This window comes from Enterococcus sp. 9E7_DIV0242, assembly GCF_002140975.2.
Taxonomy (GTDB): Bacteria; Bacillota; Bacilli; order Lactobacillales; family Enterococcaceae; genus Enterococcus_L; species Enterococcus_L clewellii.
Window position 1 is genome coordinate 567,277 of the sequence record NZ_CP147247.1, and the last position, 19,771, is coordinate 587,047.

Annotated in this window: 20 protein-coding genes; 7 read left to right on the plus strand and 13 right to left on the minus strand. The window is 39.1% G+C overall.

Going from position 1 to position 19,771, the window contains the following annotated elements:
• The first annotated feature begins 32 nt into the window (after positions 1-32).
• A complete protein-coding gene (locus A5888_RS02765) occupies positions 33-1,934 on the plus strand; it encodes a fructose-1,6-bisphosphatase (protein ID WP_086347722.1) in 1,902 nt (633 codons plus the stop codon).
• A gap of 35 nt (positions 1,935-1,969) precedes the next feature.
• Here the strand turns inward: A5888_RS02765 and A5888_RS02770 are convergent, their stop codons facing one another.
• Both A5888_RS02770 and A5888_RS02775 read right to left on the minus strand, forming a co-directional pair.
• On the minus strand, positions 1,970-2,650 hold the full coding sequence (locus A5888_RS02770) for an ABC transporter ATP-binding protein (protein WP_422389732.1): 681 nt from the start codon (positions 2,648-2,650) through the stop codon (positions 1,970-1,972).
• A gap of 13 nt (positions 2,651-2,663) precedes the next feature.
• Positions 2,664-4,169, minus strand: coding sequence for an ABC transporter permease (locus tag A5888_RS02775; protein WP_086347724.1), 1,506 nt, complete (start codon positions 4,167-4,169; stop codon positions 2,664-2,666).
• A gap of 313 nt (positions 4,170-4,482) precedes the next feature.
• On the opposite strand from A5888_RS02775, the gene A5888_RS02780 reads away from it, so the two are divergent.
• Positions 4,483-5,604: a serine hydrolase gene (locus A5888_RS02780; protein WP_249274401.1), complete on the plus strand. Its 1,122-nt coding sequence runs from the start codon at positions 4,483-4,485 to the stop codon at positions 5,602-5,604.
• Positions 5,605-5,837: 233 nt separating this feature from the next.
• On the plus strand, positions 5,838-7,763 hold the full coding sequence (locus tag A5888_RS02785) for a heavy metal translocating P-type ATPase (RefSeq protein ID WP_086347725.1): 1,926 nt from the start codon (positions 5,838-5,840) through the stop codon (positions 7,761-7,763).
• Between the two features lie 188 nt (positions 7,764-7,951).
• On the opposite strand, the gene wecB is transcribed toward A5888_RS02785, so the two are convergent.
• The 4 genes from wecB to A5888_RS02805 form a co-directional block, all read right to left on the minus strand.
• Positions 7,952-9,049 carry a non-hydrolyzing UDP-N-acetylglucosamine 2-epimerase gene (gene wecB, locus A5888_RS02790; protein ID WP_086347726.1) on the minus strand — a complete coding sequence of 366 codons (1,098 nt, stop codon included), beginning with the start codon at positions 9,047-9,049 and terminating at the stop codon, positions 7,952-7,954.
• A gap of 142 nt (positions 9,050-9,191) precedes the next feature.
• A complete protein-coding gene (locus A5888_RS02795) occupies positions 9,192-9,530 on the minus strand; it encodes a hypothetical protein (RefSeq protein ID WP_086347727.1) in 339 nt (112 codons plus the stop codon).
• Entirely contained in the window at positions 9,520-10,404 is an 885-nt protein-coding gene (locus A5888_RS02800; protein ID WP_086347728.1) for a cellulose biosynthesis cyclic di-GMP-binding regulatory protein BcsB, read from the minus strand. The genes A5888_RS02795 and A5888_RS02800 overlap by 11 nt, the downstream gene beginning before the upstream one ends.
• Positions 10,377-10,637, minus strand: coding sequence for a hypothetical protein (locus A5888_RS02805; RefSeq protein ID WP_139843796.1), 261 nt, complete (start codon positions 10,635-10,637; stop codon positions 10,377-10,379). Before A5888_RS02805 ends, A5888_RS02800 begins: the two co-directional genes overlap by 28 nt.
• A gap of 362 nt (positions 10,638-10,999) precedes the next feature.
• Here A5888_RS02805 and rpsT point away from each other — a divergent pair, with 362 nt between their 5' ends.
• A complete protein-coding gene (gene rpsT / locus A5888_RS02810) occupies positions 11,000-11,254 on the plus strand; it encodes a 30S ribosomal protein S20 (RefSeq protein WP_086347730.1) in 255 nt (84 codons plus the stop codon).
• A 201-nt stretch (positions 11,255-11,455) separates the two neighbouring features.
• Here rpsT and holA read toward each other — a convergent pair whose 3' ends face one another.
• The 4 genes from holA to A5888_RS02830 form a co-directional block, all read right to left on the minus strand.
• Entirely contained in the window at positions 11,456-12,487 is a 1,032-nt protein-coding gene (gene holA, locus A5888_RS02815; RefSeq protein WP_086347731.1) for a DNA polymerase III subunit delta, read from the minus strand.
• A gap of 49 nt (positions 12,488-12,536) precedes the next feature.
• Positions 12,537-14,864 (minus strand): DNA internalization-related competence protein ComEC/Rec2, encoded by a 2,328-nt coding sequence (locus A5888_RS02820; RefSeq protein ID WP_086347732.1) that lies wholly within the window; start codon positions 14,862-14,864, stop codon positions 12,537-12,539.
• Positions 14,836-15,345 (minus strand): ComE operon protein 2, encoded by a 510-nt coding sequence (locus tag A5888_RS02825; RefSeq protein ID WP_086347733.1) that lies wholly within the window; start codon positions 15,343-15,345, stop codon positions 14,836-14,838. Before A5888_RS02825 ends, A5888_RS02820 begins: the two co-directional genes overlap by 29 nt.
• A gap of 217 nt (positions 15,346-15,562) precedes the next feature.
• Positions 15,563-16,189, minus strand: a complete 627-nt coding sequence (locus A5888_RS02830) for a helix-hairpin-helix domain-containing protein (RefSeq protein ID WP_086347734.1) — start codon at positions 16,187-16,189, stop codon at positions 15,563-15,565.
• A 93-nt stretch (positions 16,190-16,282) separates the two neighbouring features.
• Between A5888_RS02830 and A5888_RS02835 the strand changes: the two genes are divergently transcribed.
• Genes A5888_RS02835 through A5888_RS02845 form a run of 3 tightly spaced genes read left to right on the plus strand, consistent with a single transcriptional unit; the run spans position 16,283 to position 17,243 of the window.
• Positions 16,283-16,405 (plus strand): hypothetical protein, encoded by a 123-nt coding sequence (locus tag A5888_RS02835; protein ID WP_283160560.1) that lies wholly within the window; start codon positions 16,283-16,285, stop codon positions 16,403-16,405.
• Between the two features lie 54 nt (positions 16,406-16,459).
• Entirely contained in the window at positions 16,460-16,825 is a 366-nt protein-coding gene (locus A5888_RS02840; protein ID WP_249274432.1) for a sigma-70 family RNA polymerase sigma factor, read from the plus strand.
• On the plus strand, positions 16,809-17,243 hold the full coding sequence (locus A5888_RS02845; protein WP_086347735.1) for a hypothetical protein: 435 nt from the start codon (positions 16,809-16,811) through the stop codon (positions 17,241-17,243). The genes A5888_RS02840 and A5888_RS02845 overlap by 17 nt, the downstream gene beginning before the upstream one ends.
• Positions 17,244-17,591: 348 nt before the next feature.
• Here A5888_RS02845 and A5888_RS02850 read toward each other — a convergent pair whose 3' ends face one another.
• The 3 genes from A5888_RS02850 to rsmD are packed head-to-tail and all read right to left on the minus strand — an operon-like array spanning position 17,592 to position 19,684.
• Positions 17,592-18,644 carry a SepM family pheromone-processing serine protease gene (locus A5888_RS02850; RefSeq protein WP_086347737.1) on the minus strand — a complete coding sequence of 351 codons (1,053 nt, stop codon included), beginning with the start codon at positions 18,642-18,644 and terminating at the stop codon, positions 17,592-17,594.
• Positions 18,634-19,128: a pantetheine-phosphate adenylyltransferase gene (gene coaD, locus A5888_RS02855; RefSeq protein WP_086347738.1), complete on the minus strand. Its 495-nt coding sequence runs from the start codon at positions 19,126-19,128 to the stop codon at positions 18,634-18,636. Before coaD ends, A5888_RS02850 begins: the two co-directional genes overlap by 11 nt.
• Entirely contained in the window at positions 19,121-19,684 is a 564-nt protein-coding gene (gene rsmD, locus A5888_RS02860) for a 16S rRNA (guanine(966)-N(2))-methyltransferase RsmD (RefSeq protein WP_086347739.1), read from the minus strand. The genes coaD and rsmD overlap by 8 nt, the downstream gene beginning before the upstream one ends.
• Positions 19,685-19,771: the final 87 nt, after the last annotated feature.

Genomic DNA, 19,771 nt, shown 5'->3' on the forward strand with positions numbered 1-19,771 from the left:
CAAAGACAAGAGAACGCTGAGGAGGCAGAGAATTGAAACAATTATCAAAAAACGAGTTGATTGCTGAGATCATCAACCTAGAAGCCATTTTGAATCTGCCGAAAGGAACAGAGCACTTTGTCAGTGATCTTCATGGTGAATTTGAGGCCTTCGACCACATTTTGCGAAACGGCTCGGGGAGTATCAAGGAAAAGGTTCATTCGATCTTTGGAAAAGTTCTTTCTGAGGAAGACATCAATTCTCTTTGCTTTCTGATTTACTATCCTAAAGAAAAAATTCAGCTTTTGAAGCAAGAACAACCCTTGACTTTCAGCTTTTGGTATCGTACGATCCATCAGCTCATCACGTTGGTTCGTTTTTGCTCCTGTAAATACACACGTTCAAAGGTTCGAAAAGCTTTACCAGAAAAATATGCCTATATTTTAGAAGAACTGATCTACCCTTACGATGAGGAAGCAGATAAACAGGAGTACTATGAGCGTATCATTGAAAAAATCATTGATTTAGACGAGGCAGAATTTTTTGTTTCTGCCTTATGCTTCCTGACCCAACGTTTAATTGTGGATCATCTACATGTCATTGGTGATATCTACGATAGAGGGCCTCACCCAGATAAAATAATCGACAAGCTGATCGATTATCATTCTGTCGACATTCAATTCGGAAATCATGATATCATCTGGCTTGGTGCCTTCTGTGGATCGCAAGCCTGTCTGGCCAATGTATTAAGAATCTCGGCACGCTATGGGAATTTAGATTTGCTGGAAAATGCATACGGCATAGACCTTGAACCCCTCAAGCAGTTCAGCCGAAAACACTATGACCATAATTTGGCCTTCAAGCCAAAAAGCAATCCGTACAATAGCTTAACGAAACAAGAAAAGATCGATAGTATGCTGATTCAACAGGCAACAGCCGTGATTCAACAAAAATTAGAAGGACAAATCATCCTCAGACGTCCGGATTTTAAAATGAACGATCGGTTACTGCTAGATAAGATTGATGGCAGAACTATTACAATTGGGCAAACGTGTTATCCGCTGATCAATTCCTGTTTTCAATTGGTCGATAGCCATGATCCATATACTCTAACGCAAGAGGAAGAAAGAATAGTTACCGATCTACTTCAGCAATTTCAACAATCCAAACGTCTGGAAAAACATATGTCCTTCTTGATGGAAAAAGGAACACTTTACCTTAGTAATAATCAAAATTTATTGATCCATGGCTGTATTCCTCTGACTGAAAATGGCGCGTTTCAAACTGTTTCTTTTAAAGGAAATGCGTATTCCGGGAAAAAATTGTTGGACTACTTTGATCGCAGCGTCCTATCTGCATTTGAGAATCGATCTAGCGCCATCGAAGAACTGACGGATATAATTTGGTATCTTTGGTGTGGGGAAGGCTCTTCCTTGTTTGGTAAAAAAGCAATGAAAACCTTCGAGCGCTATTTCATCGATGCGACTGAGCTTCATACTGAAGAGAAGAATCCTTATTACCGGTTGCGTGAACAAGAGGTGATTTGCCAAGAGCTGTTAAAGGAATTTCAAGTAGATCCTGACATCGGCTGTATCATTAATGGGCATACGCCAATCAAGGTCACAAAGGGAGAAACACCTGTCAAAGCAAATGGTAAAATGCTGGTGATCGATGGCGGATTTTCAAAATCGTATCAAAAAATAACTGGTATCGGCGGCTATACACTGATTTATAATTCTTATGGCATGCATTTGGCTGCACACAAGCCGTTTACAAAAAAAGATACTGCAATCATCAATGGTGATGATATCGTATCAAGCAGACAAATTATTGATCGAAAAGTCGAGCGAATCAAAGTGAAAGATACAACGATTGGTGAAAGCTTAACAGAAGAATCCTCGCTTATGCAAGAACTATTAAATGAACAACTAAAAACGCAAGAAAAAAGAAATTGATGCTTTCTTTTTTCTTGCGTTTTTTTGAACAAGGGCTAAGCGGTTTCTTCTTGGTTGTTTTGTTTTTCTGTAAATTGATGGTTTTTAAGCTCATAGACTGTATCACAGGCATTTGCTACATCCTGTTCATGGGTAACGATGATGATACATTTATGCTCCTCATGCGCAACCTTTTGAAACAGCTTGACGATATCCTCTGATGTCTTTTCATCCAGATTCCCTGTTGGTTCATCAGCAACAATCAATTCATGGTCACAGCAAAGGGCTCGAACAATCGCTACCCGTTGCTGCTGACCACCTGAAAGCTGTGTCACACTTTTTTTCGCTAACGCTTCATCAATACCAACCGTTGCCAACTGCTCCAATGCGTAAGCCTTCTTATCCTCTTTTTTCAAACCCGAAATTGCCATTGCTGTCAATACATTATCCAAAGCGGACATATATGGCAATAGATTGTATGCCTGAAAAATAATCGATACATCATTTCTACGATAGTTTCTTAAGCCAATATTTTTCAGCGATTCTCCATTGTATTGAATTGTTCCGGTTTTGGGTACATCTAGTCCGGATATTAGCGAAAGAAACGTCGTTTTCCCAGAGCCGCTAGCACCTAGAATTGCATACATCTTTCCCTTATGAAACGCTAAATCTATATCTTTATATAAATAATCCTGCTCGTTGGTATACCAGTAGCCAACATTTTTTGTTTCAAGCATAGTCATTCTCCTTCTAGGTTGTCAGTATTTTCCGTGGTTGTAGTCGAATGATTCCAACTGATGATAACAGTATTGAACCAAAGCTGATCAGTATACCCACACCCGCTAACATGATGATTTGGTCAGCAGTGACAGTAATGTCCATTTCTTCAATTTCTTGTGCTGCTTCTTGGGAGCTGGCACCGATACTGCCAAAATTACCTCGACCGCCTTCATTCATACCGTTGTTTCCATTTGTTGCAGTTTGTGCTGACTCTGTTTGCTGTTCAAGTAATTGTTCTCCAATAACATTTCCAACGATATTTCCGCTAAAGGATGCCACAACTAGCGCAAAAAGCATACAAACTAATATTTCTGTGAAGAATTGCATGATTACCTTCACTCTCGCTTCCCCCATTGAAAGCAACACACCAATTTCATATCTTCTTTCTCGAATTGTCATCATAACGATCAAGGTCAAAATAATCACACCTGCTACTGCGACAAGTACCACAATATTTGTCGCGAAGCTAGCAACGTTATTCAGTGGTTGCAGCATTTGCTGATACATTTGATCATTTGTCTGTAAGCTAAATGTTTCTGTATCGATCAATGCTTCTGCTTCCTCTACAAATTGATCCATGTTTTGAGGATCTGACAATGTATAACTTGCTGAATCGATCGTGCCCTCGGAATCATCGCCTTTTAGCGTATTTGCAAAAGTATACGAGCTGTACAGCGTATTTGCCGGATTCAAGAAGTTGAACATCATTCCCATACTGCTACTGCTCTCTGAGGTTTCGTAAATCCCTTTGATCGTTACTTCATATGTAGTCTCCTCATCATCAGGACTCGTAACTGTGAAGGTATCTCCCACACTTAGCTCATTTGCCTCCGCAAGGGTTTGCTCGATGACCACATTATTCGTCCCTTCATCATCAGCTGTAATAGCCTCTCCTTCAACAATACTTGAGGTCCCTTCAGAAAATCCCGAATACATGGATAAATCCATAACTCCAGTTACCTGAAAATCACTTTGCAGCATTGCAACGCCACCACCTGCATCTCCACCGCCCATCATTTCGCCTCCGGGACCACCACCCATCATGCCTTCATTTTGCGTCTCGGTAGTGGATGAAGTCGTTGTATCCTCTGAATCATCTGAGCTGGAAATCGGGGTAATGTCATCTGTTGCACCCGCAGAAGATGATGAAATAAACGAATAGCTTTTTACATTATCTAAAGCAGCAATTTTTTCTGCTTCCTCCAAATTTACAGGAGTTACAGTGAAGCTACCAGGATCTGGGCGCTCACTTCCATCCTCACCTTCAGAACGCTCCATACCGTTTTGGCGATTGGTCGTTAATGTAACTGTTGCACCGACACTCTTCTTAGCGTTTTCGGTTGCAGACAATGCCGCACTGCGAATCGTCAGACCCGCCAGAACAAAAATCAAAATAGCGGAAAATACCGCACTCAATAACAATGTCCTCCCCTTTTTTGCCTTCATACTTAATAATGCCCGTCTTATAAAATCCATATAATATCCTCCTAGCCAACTAATCATGTCGGAACTAAGGCGTGTCAGAATCTTTTCGCGGTTTTCGAAAGGTCAAACACGTCCCATGCATTACTTTATTCCTGTCAACTTAAATAGAGCTTAAAATGATCGAACTATTCAGAGCTCTATCCATAAGAGAGATTAGATAGTGTTTTTAAAGTAAATACTTCTATTTATTTTTCCCTATACAAAGTCACATGTAAAAAGTAGCTTTGGCACAACCTCTTGCAAAAAAATACGAAAAATGATTAAATGGAACTGTCTCAGAATTATTTTAGAGAGGAAAAAAATAGTGAAGAAAAAGAAAATAGGCTTTTACAGTACGATTTTCTTTCTTTGTTTCTTTTTGATTGTCACGTTCTTTTTTTCTACACATACCTTTGATTATGCAGTTGAGCAAAAGCTGCCTACTCATTCAACAACAGATAGCCAACCAACTACTTCGCCATCAGACGAGACGAGTACAACAATACAGAGCACTGTAGCAAGCTCAACAACTGAGTTTGACCATACACCATCGTCATTGGTAGCTAATCAAGTAGGCATACCTTCTTCCGATGATCAATCGGTAATTGACACAGGTATTCACCCTCCATTGGCACAGGTAACGGCTGCTAATGATGAGGAAGCTCTTATTGAAGTAGAGGAAAATATTGCTGAAAAAGAATTCTATGCCAGCGTACAAAAGGTACTCGATAAAGCAGCAGCTTCTTTCGATGGCACGATGGCAATTACCTATATCGATTTGGCAACTGGTCAGGAAATTTCTGTTAACGAGAAAAAGGAATTCTATACAGCAAGTACGATCAAGGTGCCTTTAGCTATGATGGTTGCTGATAAAGTAAACGAAGGAGTCCTCAAATGGAGTGATAAAATCACCTATAAAGAGGAATCGGATTATGAAGAAGGAACAGGTCAGATCATCAATAACATCCAACCTACCTACTCCCTCCAGACCCTTCAGGAATACAACATTACTTATTCAGATAACATTGCGAAGAATATGCTTTATGGCTTATTTGGCGGGAATGATCAAGCAAAAAAACAGCTATATCGCTACTTTTTCAATCGAGAAGCGAATGTGGCGGACACGCAGTTTTCATCCGCAGATGGTGCAGCAATTCTTCTTAAGTTGTATGAAGAAAAAGAAACAAACAAGGAATATCAAAAAATCTATGAGTATATGAAAAAAACTGTTTTCCACGAACGAATGGAAACTTCTTTAACAACGGGCAAGGTTGCACATAAGATTGGTTCTTACGACGATGATATCCATGATATGGGCATTCTTGAGTCTTCCCATCCGTTCATCCTTTCGGTCTTCACTAACGGAAAGAAGGGGAAAGAAGCCATTTCCGCACTTACCGACCAATTGTGGACACTACAAGAAAATAGTTATCCAGTTTCACAATAAAAGAAACGACCTGCAATTTACGCAGAACGTTTCTTTTTTTATTTCTCTTTTCAAATGTTTTAATAGCATAACCATTGATAATGATTATTATTACAGATTAGAATCGGAATAATATAAAAACCTTGATAACAAGCGTTTATTCTAATTGATAACTACTATCGTTCTCAATTAGACATATTTATTATCAATTAGAACGAATAGTATGTTATGCTCTAATTGAGGAGGCGTTGATCATGAAATTATCAAAAGAAAAACAAGCATTGCTGGCTACTGCCCTATGCCTTATATTCATGCTTACTGGACTAATCATGGAAATTAACCACTTAGCATTTTATCCTGTTGCATTTGGTTTAGCCATTTTGTTTGGAGGATTTAAACAAACGAAAGAAGGAATTATTGACACAATTGAAAACAAACATTTAAACGTTGACTTGTTGATGGCTCTGGCTGCCATTGGGGCTTGTATCATCGGAAATTGGTTTGAAGGAGCCATGCTGACCTTCATCTTCTGCCTAAGCGGAGCTTTAGAAGAGTACGCAACCAATAAAAGTAAAAAAGAAATTTCCAACCTAATCAACCTACAGCCTGAAACGGCACTAAAACTCATGGCAGATGGTCAAACACAGGAATTGCCTGTCAACAACGTACAAATCGGCGATCGCTTGCTTGTGCCAAAAGGAGCGAGCATTCCAATCGATGGCCAAATGATAGAAGGCAACAGCTCGATTGATGAAGCAGCTGTCAGTGGCGAATCAATTCCTGTAGAGAAAACGAATGGCGACGAGCTATTTGGCGGAACAATCAATCTAGGAGAATCCTTCACAATGAAGGTGACTAAAAATAGTGAAGATACTCTATTCGCCAAAATTATTCGCTTGGTAAATGAAGCCCAAAACACACCTTCACAAACAGCTACTTTTATTAATCGTATCGAAAATATCTATGTCAAAATCGTCTTGATCATCATCCCTTTGATGATCCTTATCCCCTACTTCTTTCTAGGTTGGAGCTGGGATGAGAGCTTTTATCGTGGAATGGTCCTGCTTGTTGTTGCTTCCCCGTGTGCCCTCGTAGCTTCGGCTACACCGGCTACACTTGCAGCTATCTCAAATGGAGCGAGAAATGGTGTCCTTTTCAAAGGAGGCGTCTACCTTGAGAATCTAGCTGAGCTACGAGCGATCGCCTTTGATAAAACGGGTACTCTGACCGAAGGAAAACCAACCGTAACAGATGCCGTTTTTCTGTCTGAAAACAAAGAAGGACTGGACATCCTACTGTCTATGGAGCAAAATTCTACACATCCACTAGCACAGGCAATCCTTACTTATTTTAGAGATGATGCAGTTCCTTTAATCGAAGACCTGACAGTTCGGAATATTGTTGGCTTCGGTATGGAGTCTACAGTTTCAGGAACAACTTGGCGAATTGGTAAACAAAGCTTTGCGGAAACCGCACCATTCTCTGAAGACATGCTCCAAGACATTGAAGCACTGCATGAGGAAGGAAAAACCGTCATTTATCTATTCAAAGACGATGCACTTGCTGCATATTTCGGTTTACTTGACCTGGCAAAACCAGAAGCGGAACAAGTTCTTTCTTACTTCGTAGAAAATGGTATTCACACAACCATGATCACTGGGGATCATTTGAAGACCGCTGAAGCAGTTGCGAGTACCTTGTCTATCAATGAAATTCACGCTAACTGTCTACCAGAGGATAAAACCAAGTTAATTAAGGAGCAAAAAGAGAAATATGGTGTAAACGCAATGGTCGGAGACGGAATCAACGATGCACCCGCTCTGGCAAATGCTGCAATCGGTGTAGCTATGGGAGAAGGAACTGATGTCGCAATGGATGTCGCAGATGTCGTGTTAATGAAAAACGATTTGGAAAAGCTTCAGATGAGTCATCTTTTATCCAAAAAATTAAAGAAAATCGTTACACAAAATATTATTTTCTCCGCAGCTGTTATCCTATTGCTGATTTTTTCTAATCTATTCCAAGTTATTAATCTCCCACTTGGCGTGATCGGTCATGAAGGAAGTACGATTCTAGTCATTCTAAATGGCTTGCGACTCCTTCGAACAATTCCAATTGCTGAAAAGGAACAGACAAAGTCAGACAAACGAAAATCAGTCCTTGCGGAAAGTCGCTCATAATTTTTTGAAATCGCCTTATTGTACTCAACAAAAAGGACTGTGACACAATTATGCCCTAGTCCCTAGAAATCGAATAAACGGTGTTTTCAAATTAGCTCCTTCGACAATAAGCCGAAAATTTATGGAACAATTTTCAAAATTCTCGGCTTATTGCTTGAAGCTAAGCGCTTTTGTCACAACCTATGTTTTTAAAGCTTTTCCTCAAGAATATCTGCAATTCGTTTTGAGGCTAGACCATCTCCATAAGGATTACTAGCATGACTCATGCGTTCGTACGCCTGAGGATCTTCCAGCAATTGCTTGAAATTCTTGTAAATTGTTTCTTCATCTGTTCCGACAAGCTTGAGTGTGCCTGCTGCGATTCCTTCCGGCCGTTCCGTTGTATCCCTCATAACAAGAACGGGTTTTCCTAAGGATGGAGCCTCTTCTTGAATCCCACCGCTATCCGTCAAAATCAGGTAGCTTTTAGCCATGAAATTATGGAAATCAACGACCTCTAATGGCTCAATCAAATGAATTCGATCATCTCCGGAAAGGTATTTAGCTGCCGCTTCCCTTACCTTAGGATTCAAATGGATCGGATAAATCGCTTTGACATCCTGATGCTCATCAACAATCCGGCGAATAGCTCGAAACATATGCTCCATCGGTTCACCAAGATTCTCTCGACGATGCGCAGTTATCAGGATCAGTCGGTCCTCTCCTACCCAATCAAGCTCTTTATGTTGGTACGATGGCGTAATTGTAGTTTCTAACGCATCGATTGCTGTATTCCCAGTTACATAGATATCAGACGCAAGTTTGCCCTCTTTCAACAAATGATGCTTTGCCGTTTCTGTCGGAGCAAAATTAAATTTACTGATAAGCCCTACCGCTTGACGATTAAACTCTTCCGGAAAAGGAGAATAAATATTGTACGTTCGTAAACCAGCTTCCACATGTCCAACAGGAATCTGTAAATAGAAGCAAGCTAACCCTGTTGCAAAGGTTGTAGTTGTGTCTCCATGAACCAAAACAACGTCTGGTTTTTCCAGCTCAAGTATGTCTTTTATGTTCAATAAAATAGCGCTTGTTACATCAAAAAGCGTTTGGTTTTCTTTCATTATCGCCAAATCATAGTCGGGCTCGACATTGAATACCTTCAACACCTGATCCAACATTTCTCGATGCTGCCCAGTGACACAAACCTTGACTTCGAAAGCCCTTCGTTTCTTCAGTTCATTGACCAAAGGACACATTTTGATTGCTTCTGGTCTTGTACCAAAAACAACAACGATTTTTTTCATCTCTGCCCACTCCCTATCTTCAGATTCTTCTACTAGTATTACTTTTTTTCATGACTTTTTCAACTTTTTCTATTAATAAATAATAGACAAGCCCTTCATTCATCGGTTTAGCGTTGAACAGCTACTTTATCGCTGCTACACATCATATTGAAGCTCTCGAAACCCTGCAGATAAGCACACATAAAATAGGTGGTACGATCACCAAAAAAATGTAACCTAAGGAAAAAACATCACCATACATACTGATATAGAAAACATACCCTAGTTGGGCAAAGAAAAATAACAGATTAAAAATCAAGCCCGTCACAATATTAATGAAATACGTAATGATTACAAGGATAAACGTGACCATCAAGCAAATCAAATTAAAGAAAAAAGTATTTGGCCCAACAGCCATAAATACAGCTGTCAGAAGTACGACTGTCAAAAACCCCAGCAATGAGAGATCCATGATCACGCTTCGATTCTTACTATTGATCATTCTGTTCGCCCCCCTTTTCTTTCGCAGTCGGTGTTGGGTAGTAGCGCTTGATAACAAAGTATAGAACTAAAACAACTATTACTACTGCCAGAACAAAGACTATTCCGTAAATTACCGCATCCTTCTGACTGATAATCCTTGAAAGAACAGACTCATCTTCATCTGCAGAAGCTTCTTTTTTGAAGCGGTAATCATAGCGACGGTAATTCGCATCAACTACCACAGCATCCCCTTGATAAATCGACGCGTTCGCCTGTGATTTTAGCTGAGTAGAAGCCAGATAGACCGCTTCGGAATCGACCCCTGTTAAAACAAGAGAAACAGCATCTCTATTGTAAGGAGAAAATAGCAATTGCGCCGTTCCTATGCTCTTTCCATAATCGGATTCAATGCTCAACTTTTCATTCGAAATAAATGTGTCAAAATCATCCGAATACTGGAAATAAAGATGTTCATTTAGTTTCTTAATCAACGAATTGTCCTTTGGCGTACCGAGAACAATCAGGTTATGAGAAACCAGTTCATTTTTATTGGGTTCATTTCTATAAAAAGTAATATCTCCCGTGTTACTTTGGGTATAGTTTCCAAGTAAATTAAGAACATTTGTCAAAGCTTTAAAATAATCGGTAGTCAATTTTTCAGGTAAAACTATCCCCAAATCCGCGTAAGTCTGATTTTGAATAGAGATGTTCAGATAATTTGAAAAGATAGCTTCATCTTGAAACGGCTGCGTAAATGTATGGTTGCTCTGTTGCTCTGTTCTTCTGTTTCTGCATGAACTACCTCCGGAATGCCTATCAATAAACAAGCCACTATAAATACAAGTATTTTTTTCATCGTCTTCCCTCACTTGAAGCGTTCTGTTTTGTACCATTTTGTTGCATTCTCTTTATGAAAAACCTTTTCTTTGATATACATAAACATACCATAGGCTACAACGTTTTGCTGCTCTTCATCAGGCAGATAGTTCGTGATGATATTCCCATCCTTCATCAGCTTCTGTTGAATAAATGTTTTCAAGATGGAGCGGCGGTTTTTATTTTCAGCATCAGAGCGTCCCGTTTTTATTAAAAAATCTTCTGGATTATCCGTCATTACTTTTTTCACACTTTCATCAATTGATGATACCTCTACAGTTGTTTTTTGATTGCTGCGCCAAAAAAAAAGCCCCCTGCCCCAGCTAATATAACAACAATAAAAAAACAATCCACTTTTTCATACAGCCTCATACCTTCACAATAGTTTTCTCCATTCTACAATCATGTGTTCTTTTTTACTAATAATACTACCTAACGAAGGATTAAAAATAACCACACCAAAACACTCGATAGAAAAACAAATTAACTGTTAAGGAAAAAATCTTGTCATCTTTTATTGCAATGACTGAGCGGATTCGGTATAATGATTACTGTTGAATTACATTTTGGCTAACCAAGATGTAAGACCTTATTTTATCGGAGGTGAAAGAAATGCCAAATATTGAATCTGCAATCAAACGTGTACGTACTAATGCAAACGCGAATGCTAAAAATTCATCTCAAACAAACGCTATGCGTACAGCTATCAAAAAATTTGAAGAAGCTGTAGCTGCTGGAGCTGACAATGTAGATGCACTTTATAAAGACGCTGTAAAAGCTGTTGATATGGCTGAAACTAAAGGTTTAATCCATAAAAACAAAGCGAACCGCGATAAATCTCGCTTGAGCAAACAATTAGTTAAATAATTGACTTTGTAGAAGCTGACTTCTGTCAGCTTCTTTTTTGCACAAAAAGAAAAAAGACTGAACCAGAAGCTACTCCTAAATCATCGGAAGTGCATCTGGTTCAATCTTTATATTCACGACTAGAGTACGAACAAAGCATCTTATTGTTCTACCTACTCTTTTTTATTATTCATAAATAGCCATTAATTCTTTGCTCCATGTTCAGCGCTGTTTTTGACCGGAAATTTTTAGTATGAATAGCTCAAACAACAGCTCTTTATCCATTTTCCCTGTCTTTACCAAGAAATCATTTTCGACCAATTCATCAAAAATTTTTTCCAGCCGAGCTAGCTCAAATCGTTTGCTTTGTTGCATCCCAAGTTTGATACGATACGGATGAATACTCAACGCTTCGGCAATATTTGCTTGCTGATACCCCAGCTGTGCCAAAATCTTGATTTGTAATAGTAAGCGAAGCTGACTTAATAAGATTGCTGACAGCTTGATCGTCTCTTCTCCCTGTAAAAGTAAATCCTCATAGGTTTGAAGTGCTTTTCCGCTATTCCCTGAAAGAATTTCGGCACTCAGGTCAAACACATTGTGCTCCAACGATTTAGGAACTAATGCTTCAACCGTTGTCAAAGCAATTCGTTTCTCCTCAGATGAAAACAAATACAGCTTTTGTAACTCTCCCATGACCTTCGTTAGCTGGAAATCAGATAAATGAAGCAGCAAATCAAATGCCTTCGGCTCTATCTCATAGCCTTCATTTTGTATTGCTTGTTGCACATATGTCCTCAATGCTTTTTCATCCATCGGCGAAACATCAACGACTACCGCTGATTTTTTCAAAAGCTTTGTGACTTTTTTTCTTTCATCAAGCTTTTCCACTGCTGCATGGAAAACAACAATGGTCGATTCTGATGGCTGTTCTAGATACGCTGTCAGCTCTTTCATGTCGTGCTCGAGACCATTTGATTTTTTTTCACTGGTCAAGAAATAAGGATTCTCGATAAATACCAAGCGATGGTCGCCAAAAAAGGGTAATGTCTCGGCTTCTCCCAAAGCGACAGAAAGAGTTGTCTCCTCCATGTCATAAGAAGTCACATTGAATTCATCATCACCCGGTTCAAAAAGCTGAGACAGTAATTCTGTCTTAAATAGCTCACTAAGGTAAATCTCTGTTCCTAAAACCAGATAAACCGGAGCAATTTTTTTCTCTCTAATGTCTTTCAAAACTGTCTGCAAACTCATGTGATCCCTCTTTTCTCCTATCCATCCTACCATTACTGTGAAACAAAATCTAGTCAGAATCTAAAATCGTTTGAGCTTCTGATAAGGCTATAAATGGCAGCCATTCATAGTAAATCATACCAGATTCAGCTGTCTGAAAAACGGCTACATCACTCTCTGATAAAGTAGCCAATGTTTCACTATGCGGGTGGCCAAAACGATTGTTTCTCCCACTGGAAATAATTGCCTGCTTTGGTTTCAACTGTGTGATGAACGCTTTGCTTGTAGATGTCTTGCTCCCGTGATGCGCAATCTTCAAAATATCGACCGGCAGCTGCGGGTATTTTCTTATCAATTCCAACTCCCCTGTTTCCTCTAGATCTCCTGTAAACAGAAAATTAGCGGCGGCTATCTTCGTATGAATAACTAAAGAATCGTTGTTGCCGCCCTCTCCCACGGACGATGGCGATAACACACGAAGCTGGAAAAGGCTATCGATCTTCTCTCCTGCTAGTATCGGTGAAACTTCCGTTCCCCTCTGAGCAAGCTGCTGCAACATATTTAGAAAAGGCACATCAGCCTCTGCTCCTTTTGGGAAATAGACCTGCTTAATAAACACCTTATCACTAATAGAAAGAAGATCACCCATGTGGTCTGTATCTGCATGAGTGATAATAACCTTATCTAAATTGTCTATCCCCCTACTTTTCAAGAAAGGAAGGACCGTATAGTCTGCATTATTTTTCTTGTTTTTCCGCTCTCGCCATTCCTCTTTAGAAAAATCTAGCTTCCCACCTGTATCGATCAATATGGTTTCTCCATGAAACGGCGCCTGAATCAAAATACTATCTCCCTGACCTACGTCGATATAAGCGATAATTCCCTTTTGTAGCACGTATTTCTGATTAATGAGCAGGAGCAATATCCCCAAGAAAATGACTGAACGTTGCCATTTCTTTTCTAAAAAAAGCAACACTAAAAAGATCAATAAGAACTCAATGATAAATAGCCCCGTAGAAATATGCCCTATCGTCGCAGAAAAAGGATTCATTCTTCCCAGCCAATGAAAAAAGTCGTTCAAAATCTGAAGGAGCTTCTCCATCAACGGTTCTGCCAAGGGCACTCTTATAAAAAAGGACGAAACAAATAAAATCGTCAAATTGGGCAACAATACCTTTTCAAATAAAGGAAGGAGAAGAAAGGTTAACACAATCCCAACCGGCTTCCAATCATAGGAACTAACAGCAAGTATGGGTAACGTAAAGATAGACAGCAACATAGAAAAACATAACTGCTGAACAGACCGTTGCTTTATCCCATTCAATGCTGGACCAATGAATAAAATGAAGAAAGAAAGTGAATAGCTGTACTGTCCTGCTAATGTGAACAAGGAAAACGGCTGGCAGATAACACCACAAAAAAGTGTCAGACTCCAAGTATCTAGTGATGAGAACTTCAATTGAAAACGTCTGTTGCATTCTGAAATATTTGTTTGAAGCAAGGAACGACTCACACTTATTGAGAAGCCTGTAAGCCCACCAAAAATAAAAGACAGCACCAGCTGCAGCCAAAACCATTGTTCGATCGTTACGCCCAATTTTAAAGCAATAAGGCGAAAGAACTGAAAGAAGAACACCACATGCATCCCAGATAAACTAAATAAATGAAGAATTCCCAACTGGTTGAATGTATCAGTCAACTCAGAATCGGCACTCTGTTCTCCTAGCAAAAGAATCTGGATATAGGTCGCTATTGCAGGTGAAAATTTCCGTTCGCAATACAGTAATAGGCGTCTTCTAACAATCGACAGATGCGTAATAACATCATACCAAGATACCTTTCTTACTTTTAAATCATGAAAAGACTCAATCGTCAGAATTTGATTGATGCTACTATTTCTTAAATTGCTTCGATAATCAAACCCATTCAAGTTCGTTTTCACTGAAGGTCGTTCTAAAACACCCGAAACAGTAGCTAGAAGCGCTTGATCAACATTCTGCCACCTCGTCTGCTCTTCTTCCGATCCAAGAGAGTAGACAGCCCGCACACGCTGTCTACTATCATCAAGGTAGACATGCCCCTCCAATTGCAGATAATCACCATCAACTTTGATATTATCTGTATCTACTTGAAAAGCAAGCATCTTTACAGGTCCAGAATTTAGCGTCTCCGGATATTCCTTCAAGCGTACAAAAACTGCACAAAATAACACCAACAGGCTGAATACAATCGCCCAAATGATTAAATCTCGGCGCTCTGTTTTAAACAAGCGAATGAGGCAAATTAACCAGAATAAACCTGTCACACCATTAAAATTCAAAACAATACAATGGGTGGCAATAGCAAAAAGAACTGGAAAAAAACAAAAGTTAGTCAGTTTCTGAAATTGGTGTCTCACCTAAGCTGCTTTCTTCTTCTCCAAGTTGAAGCTCAGAAAAATATTTTTTGGATAAGGTCACCTTATCAGCTGTAGCTCCAGCTTTAGATATTAACTCGACGGCATAAGGATCATTTCGATAATCCTTTAAATAGTGAATCTTTTTGATCCCAGCCTGCAGAATCATTTTCGTGCATTGTAAACAAGGGAAATGTGTTACATAGATTTCTGCTCCATCTGTTGGGATACCAAATTTCGCACATTGCAAAACTGCATTCATTTCTGCATGAATCGTTCGAACACAATGTCCATCCACAACATAACAATCCTCATCAATACAATGAACATCCCCGCTGACAGAACCATTGTAGCCTCCGGCAATGATTCGCTTATCGCGGACGATTGTTGCTCCAACCTCCAAACGGGTGCATGTGCTTCTTAATGCCAACAGCACACTTTGTGCCATGAAATACTGATCCCAAGGAATACGTTCTAAAGTCATTTATTTTCTCCTTATCATCTCTAGGAACAGGTTCAAATCAATTGCCCCTTTCCAGAATTTAATCACTCAGTTGCGCAAGTTCTTTACACTCACCAAATAAAGACATGCCTTCATCCTCTTTGAAGGAGGAATGTTTTATTTTAAATGAAAAAGTGAGTTATACAAATAGTACGTGAATTCAAAATTGCCGTCAATAGCCTTTCCAAAATAAATGATCCTAAGAAACACAAATAAACTCTCTGAGCTTTTCAACAGTCTTTTCACCAAAACCAGAAATCAGCGCTAAATCCTCGACAGCAGTGAACTTACCATGTACTTCTCTATAGCTGATAATTTCCTGAGCCTTTTTTTGACCGATGCCCGACAAGGTCATCAGCTCTTGCTCTGTTGCAGTATTCAAATTGATTTTTCCGGAATCCACTCCTTTTTCAGAAAACTGTTCAACTGGTACAGCATCTGTCTCTTCCCCTATTTCTGGAACGTAAATAACCATTTGATCTTCTACTTTCTGAGAAAAATTGATTTTGTTTTCATCTGCCAGTTCCGTCACTCCGCCTGCCAGCTCCAACACATCCCAGACTCTCATCTCTGCTTCAACAGGGTAGATTCCCGGTTTCATAATTGCTCCCTTAACATCTACATACATAGATTTCAGCGCCTCCTCTGAGCTCGCTGTCAGCAGATTGTCCTCGCTTATCGTAGAAGAAGTAAGCCACTCCTCTGAGGTTGCCTCCGGCATTCTATTTGAAGCAAGGATAAACCGTAAACAAAAAAAGGCAATAAGAGTAACAATCAAAAAAACGCTTATCAGCCAGTAGCGATAGTGCATTATTTTCTCTTTCATTTCTTTCCTCCTAAAATATACTACGCAAAATTTTTCTAAAAGATAGAAAATTGGTTTCTTCAACGTATAATATTATGAGAGAGGGGGAATAGCATGGATGATACGATTGTCAAATTATTGAAAAATCGGGACTATAAAGGATTGGAATTGTTGATTGATCACTTGGGAAATGACATTATAAAGACGATTTGTGCCGTGTTAAACCGCCCGGAGTAGTATAGCTATCATAAAGATACAGAAAATGAAGTTTTTTATAGTCTATGGAAAAATATTTCCCAATTTGATGCAGCTAAAAGTAGTTTGAAAACGTGGACACTTACCATTGCACGAAATGCGAGTATTGATAAAAAAAGACAGATCCTTCGAAAACAAGATATTCTACCTCTTGATCAAGCAAAAGAACAGGCAACCTATGACCGATATTTGGAAAAAGAACAATTTTTAGTATTGATTGGCTCATTAAGTGCGGAAGATCAATTGATTTTCTTAAACCACTATTTCTATAAAGAAACACCGCAAGAAATTTCAACCTTATTAAGCATAGATGTCTCTCAGGTATATAATCATCTATCAAGAGGCCGAAAAAAATTAAAAGCTGTATTGGAAAAGGAGGGGTATAATGGGGAATACTTTTAGAAAAAATACTAGAGACATAAATCAGACATACCTAAACAAAACTAACGAGGACCTGACAAAAAAACAAAAAAAAGCACTTTTTCAGCAAACTAAAATGTATATCTTTTTGCAGGAACTTCTTGAATCACTGGAAGAAAATCATTTAGGAAGTAATGAAGTGATCCGCTCTATCTTACCATTGACAACAGACGGGGCAAATTTGTCTTTTATGAATACAGGTATCATGGGTCTTTATCATCCCAAAAGTGAAAAAGCGAGGCAATATGTGAAAGATTTTCATGATTTACGAGGCAATAGATTATTTGTTTTTACCGATCAACGTATCATTTTTATGACGATTATTGAATACATTGACCTATTTGGATTGGTCCAGTGGATTCCCTCCTACTCGCAAAAAAATGTACACATACTTCATTGATTTTGAATGTGAAAACGCCATTTTCTCCGAGCTATTCAGTGAAACGGATGGGGAGATCATTCTAGAACGACTAAAAGAAATTGAAGAAAAGAACTCGATTACTATTTCCCAACAGGTTTATCGTCAAAGAAGATTTGATTCATTGCTGAATAATCCATTGTTCAGTTACAGAGTGACTAAGTTTATCTCTTTCGGGTTGATTCTATTATTCTTACTCTTTTTTATCGGTTTATTTTTTGACTTTGGACCATTTACACATTATTTAAATCGTTGATAAAATATCCTAACTACATTTCTCTCAAAGAATAGACCGTCGAACAGCTCTCTTTTGTCCGACGGTCTATCTCTTTATTTTTCCTCTAGCTTATCTAAATAATCTAACGCATCCTGTACAGTTTTTACAGGAACGATTTTCATTTTCGTATTGATTTTCTTTCCAGCTGCTACAGCTTCTTCGTAATTTGTTTTGATATCTGGGTTCTCTTTTCTAATTTCATCGGAAATTTCGTCGTCCGGAGCAAAAAATATTTCTGCGCCGTTTTGGCTAGCTGTAACGATTTTTTTGTCAATACCGCCAATTCTTCCAACCACTCCTTCAGAGTTGATCGTTCCAGTCCCGGCAATCTCGTGACCCTTTCGAATATTCTTTCCTGTCAACAGTTCATAGGTTTCCAGTGTAAACATCAACCCGGCAGACGGTCCGCCGATACTACCAGCATCAATTTCTACAGAAACATCCGAAGATATTTCGGTATGATCTGTCAATCCAATGCCGATTCCAGGTTTTTTAGTCGAAAGCTCAATCAGCTTCCCAGTGGCTTCTCTTTCTTCTCCATTATGGGTAAAAGACACAGTCACTTCTTCCCCAACCTTTTTACTCTTTATATAGTTGACAAGTTCTTCACTGCTTTTAAATGTTTTTCCATCCGCGCCGGTGACCGTATCTCCTACTTTGATCTTTCCTTTAAAATCCGACTTTTCATCGATCGTCAAAACATAAACACCTTTAAATGCCATTTCATAGTCAACACCCGCCAGTTTCATGGCTTGCTCAATAGCAGCATTCTGCGAGGAATCCATGTAATATTTTTGGATTTGCTCATATTCCTCGTTGGTGCTGCCCCCCATTAAGTCCTCTTTACTGATGAGCTCATTGAAATCTGAAAAATGAGCAAAGAGCGCAGAGGCAAGTGTTGCCTTTTTTACACCTACAGTCGTCAAATAGAAACCACCTGAGGACTTATCGGTTTTTCCATCTACAGTCACAAAATCTTTTAGATTCTCTGTTGAACCCGGCCCTTCAATATAGTAAGGAATCCTAATAACAAAGACCAAAATAAATGCAGCAATCAGAAGATAAGGAATAAATGTTTTAAGTGAATATTTTCTTTTACTCTCCATGCGACAACCCTCTATTTTGCAAGGCTTGATTGACAGCTTCCGGTAAATACTCGGAAACATCTCCACCAAACGCTAAAATTTCTTTCAAAATACTTGAGCTGATATGCCCATATTTTTCATCTGCCAGCAGAAAAATCGTGTCCATCGCTGTATCCAAATGGCGATTCATCAAAGCAATATTTTTTTCATATTCGTAATCCTGCGTGTTCCGAATCCCACGAATCAAGAACTTCGCACCCAGCTCCTGTGCAACCTCCACAGTCAGTTTACGCTCTTGTTGAAGAACGTCTACATTTCCAAGATGCGTCGTCGCCTCGCGAATCATCTTTTCTTTTTCAGCCGCATCAAATAGAGCCTTTTTTGTGGTATTTGTAAAGACACCAATGATTACCCGATCAAAAATCAGCGCAGCTCGTTCAACGGTATTCAGATGCCCCATCGTGAATGGATCGAAGCTGCCAGGAAAAAGAGCAATTTTAGTCATCAGATTCGTCCCTTCTGTAAATCGTGATTTGAGTGATTCCGTAAACTGTTTCCTTCGCTTTATATAAGAAACCAATTTCCTCTGGTAGGTTGACCATTTTATCCGTCTCACAAACTATAACACTTCGATCCGTCAGCATATGATTTTTCTCCATCATTTCTAGCTGTTTTTCGATTTTTTGCTGCGCATATGGCGGGTCTAAAAGGACAATATCAAATGTTTTTCCTTCCTCAGAAAATGCCTCAAGTGCCTTATCTGCATCCATTTTTTTTATCGTGAATTTCTCTGGTTCTTTTGTAACTGCAATATTTTCCTTGATTACTTTCAGTGCCGCAAAGTTTTTTTCAATACAAAATGCGTGTCTGGCCCCTCGAGACACTGCTTCAATAGCTAAGCCTCCACTACCAGAATATAAATCCAACACGCTTTCTTCATCAAAATAAGGACCGATCATATTAAAGATGGATTCTTTGACCTTGTCCGTTGTTGGTCGAGTATTTTCACCATCTAACGCTTTTAAACGACGACCTCTATATTCTCCTGCAACTACCCGCATACGTTTCACTCCTACTCACTATTGGTATCTTCAATGCCTCAACAACATACCAAAAATTTGCTATTATTCCCCAGATTATTATGTTTG

What these genes read in the sequence shown, in the direction of transcription:
- A5888_RS02770 (WP_422389732.1), bottom strand. Translation starts at nt 2,650, where the DNA reads ATGCTTGAAACAAAAAATGTTGGCTACTGGTATACCAACGAGCAGGAT.
- A5888_RS02775 (WP_086347724.1), bottom strand. Translation starts at nt 4,169, where the DNA reads ATGGATTTTATAAGACGGGCATTATTAAGTATGAAGGCAAAAAAGGGG.
- A5888_RS02785 (WP_086347725.1), top strand. Translation starts at nt 5,838, where the DNA reads ATGAAATTATCAAAAGAAAAACAAGCATTGCTGGCTACTGCCCTATGC.
- wecB (WP_086347726.1), bottom strand. Translation starts at nt 9,049, where the DNA reads ATGAAAAAAATCGTTGTTGTTTTTGGTACAAGACCAGAAGCAATCAAA.
- A5888_RS02795 (WP_086347727.1), bottom strand. Translation starts at nt 9,530, where the DNA reads ATGATCAATAGTAAGAATCGAAGCGTGATCATGGATCTCTCATTGCTG.
- A5888_RS02800 (WP_086347728.1), bottom strand. Translation starts at nt 10,404, where the DNA reads ATGGTACAAAACAGAACGCTTCAAGTGAGGGAAGACGATGAAAAAAAT.
- rpsT (WP_086347730.1), top strand. Translation starts at nt 11,000, where the DNA reads ATGCCAAATATTGAATCTGCAATCAAACGTGTACGTACTAATGCAAAC.
- holA (WP_086347731.1), bottom strand. Translation starts at nt 12,487, where the DNA reads ATGAGTTTGCAGACAGTTTTGAAAGACATTAGAGAGAAAAAAATTGCT.
- A5888_RS02825 (WP_086347733.1), bottom strand. Translation starts at nt 15,345, where the DNA reads ATGACTTTAGAACGTATTCCTTGGGATCAGTATTTCATGGCACAAAGT.
- A5888_RS02830 (WP_086347734.1), bottom strand. Translation starts at nt 16,189, where the DNA reads ATGAAAGAGAAAATAATGCACTATCGCTACTGGCTGATAAGCGTTTTT.
- A5888_RS02835 (WP_283160560.1), top strand. Translation starts at nt 16,283, where the DNA reads ATGGATGATACGATTGTCAAATTATTGAAAAATCGGGACTATAAAGGA.
- A5888_RS02845 (WP_086347735.1), top strand. Translation starts at nt 16,809, where the DNA reads ATGGGGAATACTTTTAGAAAAAATACTAGAGACATAAATCAGACATAC.
- A5888_RS02850 (WP_086347737.1), bottom strand. Translation starts at nt 18,644, where the DNA reads ATGGAGAGTAAAAGAAAATATTCACTTAAAACATTTATTCCTTATCTT.
- coaD (WP_086347738.1), bottom strand. Translation starts at nt 19,128, where the DNA reads ATGACTAAAATTGCTCTTTTTCCTGGCAGCTTCGATCCATTCACGATG.
- rsmD (WP_086347739.1), bottom strand. Translation starts at nt 19,684, where the DNA reads ATGCGGGTAGTTGCAGGAGAATATAGAGGTCGTCGTTTAAAAGCGTTA.